The following is an 11,138-nucleotide window of genomic DNA, read 5'->3' as shown; positions in this document are numbered from 1 at the left end:
ACAGCGACTTGAATGCAAGTCGGAACCTTGCCCGCATTGGCGAGACCGCCGTCTCGCCAAGGGCGGCTGTAAATACGCCTGATGTTGGAAATGGGATCAACCATGCTCTCGTTTCACAATAAAGCCTGCGACTTCAGTCGAGGGTTATTTACGCCTCCTCCTTGTTCTGTTGTGCGCCATCCACGTGGTCAGAGCCGCTTTCCAAATAGCTGCGTAATGACATCACCACAATCACTGCGGTCATCGCAAAAGAAATCACAATCGCAGTCAACACCAACGCTTGTGGTAACGGGTCGGTATAGCCTAGGGCGGTATCACTTAAGATCGGGGCTTGATTGATTTTCAACCGACCGATAGCAAACAAAAAGATATTGGTGGCATACGACAACAAGGCCAGCCCTAATACCACCGGAAAGGTGCGGCCACGCAATAAGAGGTAAATCCCTGCGGCGGTTAAGACGCCGACAGCTGAGGCAACTAAGGCTTCCATGAGGGGTCCTTCTGCAAGGGGTGGGATGGATCACAATCCATCGCCGCTTGATTGACGGGGAGGGCTTCGGCGCGGCGTCCAATTTGTGACAGTTGAGACAACGCTAACATGGTGGCACCCACCACTACCGAGAACACGCCTGCATCGAAGAACATCGCAGACGCAATATGAATCTCACCCAATGCCGGTAGATCAAGATGCAGCACACTGCTGGTTAAGAACGGATAACCAAATAACCACGAGCCAATACCGGTTAAGCCGGCCAACAACACGCCCGAGCCAATCATCGCATGGTAATCAAGGCGGATTTTCTGTGCCGCCCAACCAAAGCCACTGGCCATGTATTGCATGATTAACGCGACGGATACCACTAGGCCAGCGATAAAGCCGCCCCCGGGGACATTGTGACCGCGCAAGAAGATAAACACGCCAACTAACAACGCCAAAGGCAACATCACACGCGCCGCGACGACGAGCATTAGTGGGTGCCGATCCGCCGCACGGGCTTGATCGGGTAGCCATTGTGCCAATCGTTTGGCCGCACTGCCGCCATGTAAGGCGCCATCTAACAAGGCAAAAATCAGCAGAGCAGCAATGCCCAACACAGTGATTTCGCCATAGGTATCAAAACCACGGAAATCAACCAAGATGACGTTGACCACATTGGTACCTCCCCCACCCGGCAGCGATTCAGCAAGGTAGTAGTCAGATAGGGTGGTGAAATCACGAGTCAGGAACGCCCATACCAATGTGGCAATACCAACCCCTGCGGACGTGGCTAACAAAATATCGCGCCCTTTACGGCCAAACCCACTTTCTTTAGGTGTGGTTTTGGGCAAGACATTTAATGCTAATAACATCAGGATCACAGTCACGACCTCAACCGAGATTTGGGTTAAGGCCAGATCGGGCGCTGAGAGATAGACAAAGCCGACACACACCACCATGCCAATCACCCCGACCATAATCAGGGCCAACAGTCGTTGATGATGTAACCACACCGTTAACAGACAACCGAGGATCAATAACAGCCAAGCGGCGATGGCGGTGGGATGGGCAGGCAGTAACTCGCGGCTACCGGCGCTTAAACTGCTATTCATAAATGCGCCATAGCCGACAACCACGGCTGCACCCACCATCCACGCCAAATAGCGTTGCAATGAACCATTGTGTAAACCGTGACTTGCCATCTGTGCAAGCTGTACTAAACCTTTGATCCAGACTTGGAACATCGCTTTTGCATCAGGATGTGGCCCTGCCTCCCATGCCGAGCGGACTTTGCGATAGCTGGCCAACAGGCTTAAACCACCGATCAGCGCGATCACACTCATCCATAATGCAGGCGTCACGCCATGCCAAATGGCCAAGTGATAATCCGGCAAGGCACCGCCAATCACCGCTTTGGCACTGCTGGCAACCAATGCACCGGCAAAAGTTTGTGGGAATAAGCCAATTAAAATCACCAAACACACCAAGATCGCTGGCGGCAACCACATACCCAGCGGTGGATCATGTGGGTGATGGGGATAGTCATGGCGTTGTGGGCCAAAGAACACATGCACGATATAGCGGAAGGAATAGGCCACCGAACACAGTGCAGCGAGCGTGGCGATGATTGCCATGAGCCACGGTTGGTCTAACCAAGCGGTCTGTGCCACTTGTTCTAACATCATCTCTTTTGACAAGAAGCCATTGAGTAAGGGCACCCCTGCCATCGATGCAGCGGCAACCATGGCTAAGGTCGCTGTAATGGGCATCAAATGCCACAGTCCCCCCAGTTGTTTGATGTCGCGGGTGCCTGTTTCATGATCCACGATGCCTGCATTCATAAACAACGCAGCTTTAAAAGTCGCGTGGTTGATGATGTGGAACACTGCGGCGACAGCAGCCATCGGGCTACCCAACCCCAACAAGAGTGTAATCAATCCAAGATGGCTGACCGTCGAAAACGCCAACAGCCCTTTTAAGTCATCTTTGAACAGCGCAATCCATGCCGCAACCAACATGGTGATCAGACCTGTGGTGGCGACGAGATAGAACCATTCTGGTGTGCCCGACAACACCGGCCATAAGCGCGCCAACAGAAAAATACCGGCTTTGACCATCGTGGCCGAGTGCAAATAGGCCGATACCGGTGTTGGGGCGGCCATCGCATGGGGCAACCAAAAATGGAAAGGGAATTGTGCCGATTTAGTAAAACAGCCACCCAGAATCAGTAACAGTGCGGGCAAATAGAGAGGGGAGGATTGAATTAACTCGCGGTGTTGTAACATCACACTGAGGTCGTACGAACCGACAATATGACCGAGTAACATCAACCCCGCAATCAAACTTAAACCACCCGCACCCGTGACTGTCAGGGCCATGCGTGCCCCTTGTCGTCCCGCTGGAAGATGTTTCCAATAACCGATCAGCAAGAAAGAGGACAGGCTGGTTAATTCCCAAAACACCAGAATTAACAGGATGTTATCTGACAAAACGATGCCAAGCATCGCCCCTTGGAATAACAGCAAATAGGTGTAGAAGCTGCCCATATTGTCCTGTTTTGACAGGTAGAAACGGGCGTAAAAAATCACCAATAAGCCAATACCAAGGATCAATCCTGCAAATAACAGACCTAATCCATCAAGCATAAAAGAAACCGCAAGCCCCAGTTTAGGCAACCATTGCCAACTGGCGTGCAAGGTTTCACCTTGCAACACGGCGGGTGCTTGAAAGATCAGTAAAATAAAAGCCGCTAGGCTAAAAGTGAAAGTCGCTGTGGCGCAGGCATTTCGCCCTGCTCGTAGTAACAAAGCAGGAAACAAAGCACCTATAAAGGGCAGCATGACAATCAGGGCAAGACTCATGATTAGACTGTCCTGGCGTGTAAACAATAACCACGCAGTGCGAAAGCACTGCACAACAAGGGGCGAAGTATAACTGCCGTGGCAAACAAGTTGCTATGCAAGCATAACGGGTGTCGTTGACAGACAGCGTTCCAATGACACTAAGAGCGAACGTCGCGGAAAGGCCATTTTTGTTTTAACCTTGCTGGCTTTAATTCTGCTTAAGACACGTTAATTATGCATATTCATATCATTGGCATCTGCGGCACATTCATGGGCGGCATTGCTGCATTGGCACGGGCAGCAGGGCATACCGTTACCGGCTGTGATGCCCAAGTGTATCCTCCCATGTCAACCCAACTGGCAGCACTGGGAATTGATATCACCCAAGGCTTTGCGGCCGATCAACTGGATGGCCTTGATGCCGATTGTTATGTGATAGGCAACGTTGCCAAGCGAGGTATGCCAGTGATTGAGGAAATTCTCAATCGGGGTTTACCCTATACCTCGGGGCCGCAGTGGTTAGCCGAGCATGTATTACAGGGCTTGTGGGTGTTGGCTGTGGCTGGGACTCACGGCAAAACTACCACCACGGCCATGTTGACGTGGATTTTAGAAGAAGCAGGTTTAGCACCGGGGTTTTTAATTGGGGGTGTACCAGAAAACTTTGGTGTGTCGGCACGTTTGCCACAGACACCACGGCAAGATCTCAACAGCCGGAGTCCGTTTTTTGTGATTGAAGCCGACGAATACGACACTGCCTTTTTCGATAAACGCTCAAAGTTTGTTCACTATCATCCGCGTACCGCGATTTTGAATAATCTTGAATTCGATCATGCGGACATCTTCGCCGATTTAGCAGCGATTGAAACACAATTTCACCATTTAGTGCGGACTGTACCGAGCCAAGGTAAATTGATCGTCAATGGCCAAGCCCCGAGTTTAGATCGGGTATTGGCGCGTGGTTTGTGGTCGCCGGTGGAATATTTTGCTGAACAAGGTGGGTGGATGGCTGGCGAGGCCGATGCACAGGGACATTTTAATGTCTGGTATGCCGGTATCAAACAAGGGCGAGTGGAATGGGACTTGCTTGGCGAACATAATCGCCATAATGCGCTGGCGGCGATTGCTGCTGCCCGCCATGTGGGTGTTCCGCCTACCCAAGCGATTGCTGCCCTAGCGTCTTTCCGTAACGTCAAACGGCGGATGGAAGTGCGCGGCGTGGTTGCCGGCGTGACGGTTTATGATGATTTTGCCCACCATCCAACGGCCATTGCGACGACTGTTGCTGGCTTGCGTGCTAGGGTTGGGACACAAGGGCGGATTTTGGCGCTACTCGAACCCCGTTCGAACACCATGAAATTGGGTACCTTAAAAGATGCCTTAGCCACAAGTTTGCATGAAGCCGATCAGGTGTGGTGTTATCAATATCAATTGGGTTGGGATGCGGCGGCGGCATTGTCCCCTTTGGGAGAGAAAGCGCGCTGTTTTGAATCATGCCCTGAATTAGTGGCTGATGTGGTGCGTTTTGCTCAAGAAGGTGATCATATTTTGGTGATGAGTAATGGTAGTTTCAACGGTATTCACCAGCAATTGCTAGACGCATTAGCTAAGCCAAAAAATTAAGCTAAATTGGTAGTGGGTGCTCAATAATTTGCCAAAAAAATTGCCAATTTGATATTAGGCAATTTTATGTGAATTGCTGCAGCAGGTCGCGCCTATAAAGTTAAAAATAGCTTAAAATCGCGAAAAGTATCCTTATTTCCCGCGAGGACGCGGAAATTGCCTAATTTTTTGGGAATGTTTTATGCCCACTACCTATCGCTATCGTTTTCTGGCCTCTCCCGCACTGGCGCACTATGCGGCGTATCATCTAGCCAAACCTCACGCTAGCTGGCAAGCCGAGGCCTCTTTGCGTGAGTTAGCTCACCATGTCCCCGGCGTGGTGTACCTCTATTTACTGCGTCCGAATGGGAGTTCTTGTTTTCCGTATGCCAGCGAAGGGATTTTTGATGTCTACGGCGTCACGCCGCAACAAGTGGTTGATGACGCCTCGCCAGTTTTTGCCGTTTTAGATCCCAACGACCTCGAACGCATTCGACAATCGATTCAAGCATCCGCCGAGAGTCTGTCAATTTGGCATCTTGAATATCGTGCTCACCATCCAACCAAAGGCTGGATTTGGTTAGAAGGCCGTGCCACGCCGCGCCGTTTAGACGATGGCTCAGTGTTATGGCATGGTTTTATTGCCGACATCAGCCGCCGTAAACATCACGAAGCGGTGTTGGCTGAACAAGCTCGTCAGTTACAAGCATCGAATGCCGATTTAGAACAGTTTGCCTACGCGGTGTCGCACGATATGCGACAACCGTTGCGGATGGTCAGTAGCTATTTACAGCTATTAGAGCGCAGTCTGAGTGGTCGTTTACAAGACGACGAACAGGAATTTCTTGCTTTTGCCCTTGATGGCGCGCGGCGAATGGACAGTATGATTGTTTCATTGCTGGAGTATTCGCGGGTTGGCCGTAAAACCTCGCCCAAACAGTTGCTCTCTACCCGTGAGACTTTAGATGAGGCGCTGGCTTTTTTGCAGCCTGATATTGTTCAAGCTGCTGCCAGCATTACCGTACAGGGTGAGTGGCCGCAAGCCACTGTGAGTCGCGATGAAATGGTGCGGTTATTTCAAAATTTGATCGGTAATGCCTTGAAATATCATGATGTTGCACAGGCACCGATTATCCAAATCAACAGCGCCTGCCAAGAAAAGACATGGCGGGTGTCGGTGCGTGATTATGGAATTGGCATTAACCCTGCCCATATTGATCGTCTGTTTAAAGTGTTCTCTCGCTTACAAGCCCGCTCACGTTTTGAAGGATGTGGAGTGGGATTGGCGTTGTGCCGGCGGATTGTGCAACATCACGATGGCGAAATTGGGGTGCATTCTGAAGGCGAAGGCCTTGGTGCCACTTTTTGGTTCTCACTCCCCTTGCTGCCAACTGACGCAGAGAAAGAGGACTTGTGCTGACGCTATTGCGCGCCATACGCTGGCTGATGGCTGTGTTGTTGGCCGTGATGGCTATTCCTGTTCAGGCCGAACCTGCTTTTCGTGATTTTTTCGATAAACATCCATTGGTGATGTTGTTAATTGAACCGAAATCGGGGGAAATTCGCGACGTGAACACCAGTGCGGTAGCGTTCTATGGCTATCACCGCGAACAGATGCTGAAGATGAAGATTGACGAAATCAACACCTTGAGCCCACAGCAGATTGCTGAAGAACGACTCTTAGCGCTCAAAGAAGGACGCAATCACTTTATCTTTCGCCATCGTTTACAAAATGGTGATTTCCGTACCGTTGAGGTGTTTTCGCGCCCTTATACCTTTGATGGTGAAGATCTCTTGCTATCTGTGGTGCACGATGTCTCGACCCGCCGCCAAAGTGAACCTGCGCTGTGGAATTATCAGAACCGTCTTGAACAGATGGTGAATGAAAAAGTCAAAGAAATTCGCGAACAAGAACAACAATTTTACAACTTGCTGTATTTCTTTTTGTTATTACAAGCGGGCTTGATTATTGCTTTGTTGTATAACATTTACCGGCGTCGCCTACTGAATGCCAGTTTGAAACAACATGCCGAAGCATTAGACCACGCCAATCAAACATTGCGCCGGTTTGCAGAAGTGTCGGCCCATCATTTAATGGAGCCGATTCGCCGTTTAGATAGCTACGCCCAATTCTTAAATAATGCGCTGAGTAAAGAGCTGAAAGATGAAGACAGCCTGTTGGCACTGCGCTTTATTCGTGAAGGGGCCCATCGTTTGCGCCATTTAGTGCGTGATATTCAGCTCTATTTAGCTGCGAGCGAGCCGCGTGGTGAGATGCGACAGCAGGATGTCACCGAGGTCGCTCATGAAGTGGTGCAGCGATTAGGCAACCAAATTTTACAAAAAAATGCGAAAATCGAAATTGATGTTTTACCAAACTGCGTATTAGATCGGCCTCGTTTGCGTGATGTGTTGAGTATTTTGATTGAAAATGCACTGAAATACACCGAACCCTCGCGTCAACCCTGCATTACCCTCTCCGGCAAAATGACAGCCAATCGTAGCCAATATCGCATTGCGGATAATGGTATTGGGATCGAGCCAGAATACCGTCTACGGGTCTTTCGAGCGTTCGAGAGGGTGACGGTACAAGATGATAATTCACATACCGGCGTGGGTTTGGCGATTGTGCAGCGCATTGTGGAAAGTGCCGGCGGTCGCGTTTGGATTGAAGAGAACATGCCACATGGCACGGTGGTGATTGTTGAATTGAAGAATACTTTAGGATAAATGATGTTAATGAGCCCACCACCGGTTGAAATTTTATTAGTCGAAGATGAATTAGCCGATGCCCACTTGGTAAAAATAGCCTTGCGTGAAGGTCATGTTTTATCAAACTTGCATCATGTACTCGATGGGGTGGAAGGGTTGGCTTTTTTACGGCGTGAAGGGAAATATCAAGCAGCACCCACGCCAGATCTTATTTTATTGGATTTGAATATGCCGCGCATGGATGGCAAAGAGTTCCTGCGTCATCTCAAAGCCGACCCCACCTTAAACAGTGTTCCCGTCGTTGTGCTCACCACTTCTGATGTCGAACGTGATATCACGGCTTCTTACCAATTGGGTGCCAGTGGTTACATCACCAAGCCGGTCGATATGGAACAATTTATCCAAGCGGTGAAGCAAATAGAAAACTATTGGTTTACTTTGGTGAAATTGCCAAAAGTGAACTAGACTGGGCAGCTTTGCTGTGCAGTACGGCAAGATACGTAGGGGGAGAAATGGACGGGCAACAGCAAAAAAATATCCATGTCTTATTGATTGAAGACGAGGCCGGTGATGCTGGTTTAATTCGTTTTGCTTTGCGTCAGGCACAACATGTGTCATTTCAAGTGACATGGATGAGCTGTTTGCGTGAACTACATGAATGGGAACAACACCCTCGCCATGGCGATGAGATGTTCGACATCGTGTTGTTGGACTTGAACTTGCCCGATTCATTTGGTTTACAGACCATCCAAACGGTACAAGCGTTATTAGACGGGGTGCCGGTGGTGGTCTTAACCGGCCATCACGATACCGAATTTGCCCTACAAACCCTCGAAGCCGGTGTGCAGGACTATCTTTTAAAAGAGAATATCGCTGCCGACCAACTCGAACGCGCCATTCGCTATGCCCTCAGCCGCCATGAGCTAGAACAAGCATTAGAAGCCTCACGAGAACGGATGCAGCTGGCGTTGGATGGCGCTGGCCTTGGGACATGGGATTGGACCATTGCGTCCGACCAGCTGTTAATCAATTCACGCTGGCGCACGATGTTGGGTTATCAAGATGACTCAACTATTGCCAATATTGAAACCACGGCCGCTTGGCGGGCGCTGATTCATCCAGAAGACCGCCCTCGAGTCGAAGCGGCACTGTTGGATCATCTCGAAGGGCGTAGCCCAATCTACGAACAAGAATACCGCATGTGCCATGTGGCTGGACATTGGGTGTGGATATTCAGCAGTGGCCGTATTTTGCAGCGTGATAAACATGGCCAGCCACTGCGCGCCGCCGGTATTCACCTCGATATCACACAACGTAAATTGGCCGAAATGCGTCTGCATCTGCTGCATACCGCACTAGAAGCCGCCGATAATGCGATTGTGATTACTGATACCGACGCGGTGATTGAGTGGGTCAACCCTGCGTTTGAAAAACTCACTGGCTATTCCGTTGGCGAGGCGATGGGGCGTAAGCCGAAAGAGTTGGTGAAATCGGGTCATCAAGACGAGGAATTTTATCGTGCCATGTGGGACGCCATTCTCAATGGCCAATCATGGCGTGGTGAATTGCTCAACCGGCGCAAGAGTGGTGATCTGTACCACGAAGAAATGACCATTACACCGGTATTGGACAACCACAGTAAAATCACCCATTTCATCGGCATCAAACAAGACATTACACAACGTAAAGCCCTAGAAGATGAACTGCGTACCTTGGCCAGCACCGATACCTTGACTGGCCTACCCAACCGGCGAGCCTTTATGTCACGGTTGGAAATGGAATGGCAGCGTTGTCGTTGTTTTCCAGATAGTTCTGTCGCGGTGTTGATGTTAGACCTAGATCGCTTTAAGCGAATCAACGACACCTACGGTCATGCCGGCGGTGATGAGGTATTAAAACACTTTGCCTCTTTGCTGATGCATGAACTGCGTTTGAGTGATATGGCTGGCCGGTTGGGTGGGGAAGAATTTGCTGTGTTGTTAACCGGTATTACCCCTGATGGCGCCAAAGCGTATGCCGAGCGTTTGCGTCAAACCATTGCCACCACCCCAACTTCATCACAACCACCGATTGCCTATTCTTCAAGTATTGGCCTGACGTTGATTCACCCTTGTGATGTCAGTGCCGATCAGGCGCTGTTACGGGCGGATGATGCCTTATATCAAGCGAAAGCCAATGGGCGAAATCGGGTGGAAGCTTTGTTTGTAGGTTAACTCAGGTGTGAGGGTGTGGCGGAGAGCACCACACCCCGCCCGTTTTTAGTCGGCAGTTTCTAACCAACGGCGCGCACTGGCACTGTCGTCAAAATACTGCACTTCGGTATGGGTGAACAGACCTGCCAGATGAGCGGCAAGCTTCATCCAAGTGTCGCTGACAGCGACGGCGATGCGGTGGAAGTCGTGTTCATGGGCGCGCATAAATTTCAATTCTTCCAGTGCCATGTCGATGGTGAAATCCATCACTTGGGTCAGATCGACCAATACACTGGGTTTTTCCCCTTTTTGCACGCATTCCAACACCGCTTGTTCCATTTCCTTGAAATCATGCAGCGTAAATTCGCTAAATAAGCTGACGTCAAGGCCGTATGGGGTATGTTCTATGGTAATCATCTGGAGTGTCCTTTGCCTGTTGATGGCCATCGCCAACGCTTACAGCATGGCCGGAAATTCAACAACAGGCAAGGGGGCCACTAGATTGACCAACTGGGTTTGCGGCGCTCGACAAATGCCTGTAACCCTTCTTGTGCTTGGGCTTGTTGGCTATTTTCTGCGGTAAGCGCAATCAGCCGTTGTTGTACGGTTTCATCCAAACGCGGGGTTTCTAATTCATGTAACAGCCGCTTGGCGGCTGCAATTGCTTGTGGGCTGTTATGTTTGACATGTTGAATCAGCATATTGACCGTGTGATCGAGTTCATTCGCAGCGACAATTTGGTGAATCAACCCCAGTCGTTTGGCCTTGCGGGCATTAAAGCGTTCAGCGGTTACGAAATAGCGACGGGTGGCGCGGGTGCCGATGGCGCGTTGCACATACGGTGCAATCACCGCAGGTGCCCAGCCAAGTTTGACATCCGAGAAACCAAATAAGGCCTCTGGTACGGCAATTGCCACATCTGCACACGCAATTAATGCCAACCCCACTCCAAAGGCCGACCCCTGTACCCGCGCAATCACCGGTACGGGAAGTTGATCGAGTCGTGCCAAGAGGCGTGACAGTTCGGTGGCTTCGGCGCTAAAGGTCTCGGCATTGGCGTGTTGTGACAGTTGTAACAGCCACTCATTTTCAAACCCAGTGGAAAAACTCATCCCTTGTGCCGCCAAGACCACGACGCGCAGTGCGGTCTCTTGCTCAAGCTGATCTAAAGCCCTATTCAATGCTTGCATCAATGCCGCACCGAAAGGATTGTGAAGATCGGGCCGAGTCAGGGTGAGCGTCACAACACCATCTTGGCTGTGATAACGTAAAACCTGTTCCATCATGCGTCCTTTATGCAGAAAAACGGGC

9 protein-coding genes are annotated in these 11,138 nt (G+C 50.4%); 5 read left to right on the top strand and 4 right to left on the bottom strand.

What is annotated here, in order from left to right; all coding sequences use genetic code 11:
* Positions 1–148: 148 nt before the first annotated feature.
* Together ACYVJG_RS11090 and ACYVJG_RS11085 are read right to left on the bottom strand one after the other, a co-directional pair.
* Positions 149–490, bottom strand: coding sequence for a Na+/H+ antiporter subunit C (locus tag ACYVJG_RS11090; RefSeq protein WP_022652593.1), 342 nt, complete (start codon positions 488–490; stop codon positions 149–151).
* Positions 478–3,339 (bottom strand): monovalent cation/H+ antiporter subunit A, encoded by a 2,862-nt coding sequence (locus ACYVJG_RS11085; RefSeq protein ID WP_460431102.1) that lies wholly within the window; start codon positions 3,337–3,339, stop codon positions 478–480. The genes ACYVJG_RS11090 and ACYVJG_RS11085 overlap by 13 nt, the downstream gene beginning before the upstream one ends.
* A gap of 213 nt (positions 3,340–3,552) precedes the next feature.
* Here ACYVJG_RS11085 and mpl point away from each other — a divergent pair, with 213 nt between their 5' ends.
* The 5 genes from mpl to ACYVJG_RS11060 all read left to right on the top strand — a co-directional run bounded on the left by mpl (position 3,553) and on the right by ACYVJG_RS11060 (position 9,848).
* A complete protein-coding gene (gene mpl / locus ACYVJG_RS11080; protein WP_460431104.1) occupies positions 3,553–4,944 on the top strand; it encodes a UDP-N-acetylmuramate:L-alanyl-gamma-D-glutamyl-meso-diaminopimelate ligase in 1,392 nt (463 codons plus the stop codon).
* A 181-nt stretch (positions 4,945–5,125) separates the two neighbouring features.
* On the top strand, positions 5,126–6,343 hold the full coding sequence (locus ACYVJG_RS11075; protein WP_460431101.1) for a sensor histidine kinase: 1,218 nt from the start codon (positions 5,126–5,128) through the stop codon (positions 6,341–6,343).
* A complete protein-coding gene (locus ACYVJG_RS11070) occupies positions 6,337–7,653 on the top strand; it encodes a sensor histidine kinase (RefSeq protein ID WP_460431100.1) in 1,317 nt (438 codons plus the stop codon). Before ACYVJG_RS11075 ends, ACYVJG_RS11070 begins: the two co-directional genes overlap by 7 nt.
* Entirely contained in the window at positions 7,654–8,100 is a 447-nt protein-coding gene (locus ACYVJG_RS11065; protein ID WP_460431099.1) for a response regulator, read from the top strand.
* Positions 8,101–8,147: 47 nt separating this feature from the next.
* Positions 8,148–9,848: a sensor domain-containing diguanylate cyclase gene (locus tag ACYVJG_RS11060; RefSeq protein WP_460431098.1), complete on the top strand. Its 1,701-nt coding sequence runs from the start codon at positions 8,148–8,150 to the stop codon at positions 9,846–9,848.
* A gap of 45 nt (positions 9,849–9,893) precedes the next feature.
* Here the strand turns inward: ACYVJG_RS11060 and ACYVJG_RS11055 are convergent, their stop codons facing one another.
* Both ACYVJG_RS11055 and ACYVJG_RS11050 read right to left on the bottom strand, forming a co-directional pair.
* A complete protein-coding gene (locus ACYVJG_RS11055; RefSeq protein ID WP_460431097.1) occupies positions 9,894–10,244 on the bottom strand; it encodes a SpoIIAA family protein in 351 nt (116 codons plus the stop codon).
* Between the two features lie 80 nt (positions 10,245–10,324).
* Entirely contained in the window at positions 10,325–11,110 is a 786-nt protein-coding gene (locus ACYVJG_RS11050; RefSeq protein WP_460431096.1) for an enoyl-CoA hydratase-related protein, read from the bottom strand.
* Positions 11,111–11,138 lie beyond the last annotated feature (28 nt).

Source organism: Aquaspirillum soli (genome assembly GCF_054781915.1).
The sequence above is the reverse complement of the archived record's forward strand: the minus strand, read 5'-3'. Positions and strand labels throughout refer to the sequence as shown.

What these genes read in the sequence shown, in the direction of transcription:
- ACYVJG_RS11090 (WP_022652593.1), bottom strand. Translation starts at nt 490, where the DNA reads ATGGAAGCCTTAGTTGCCTCAGCTGTCGGCGTCTTAACCGCCGCAGGG.
- ACYVJG_RS11085 (WP_460431102.1), bottom strand. Translation starts at nt 3,339, where the DNA reads ATGAGTCTTGCCCTGATTGTCATGCTGCCCTTTATAGGTGCTTTGTTT.
- ACYVJG_RS11075 (WP_460431101.1), top strand. Translation starts at nt 5,126, where the DNA reads ATGCCCACTACCTATCGCTATCGTTTTCTGGCCTCTCCCGCACTGGCG.
- ACYVJG_RS11065 (WP_460431099.1), top strand. Translation starts at nt 7,654, where the DNA reads ATGATGTTAATGAGCCCACCACCGGTTGAAATTTTATTAGTCGAAGAT.
- ACYVJG_RS11060 (WP_460431098.1), top strand. Translation starts at nt 8,148, where the DNA reads ATGGACGGGCAACAGCAAAAAAATATCCATGTCTTATTGATTGAAGAC.
- ACYVJG_RS11055 (WP_460431097.1), bottom strand. Translation starts at nt 10,244, where the DNA reads ATGATTACCATAGAACATACCCCATACGGCCTTGACGTCAGCTTATTT.
- ACYVJG_RS11050 (WP_460431096.1), bottom strand. Translation starts at nt 11,110, where the DNA reads ATGGAACAGGTTTTACGTTATCACAGCCAAGATGGTGTTGTGACGCTC.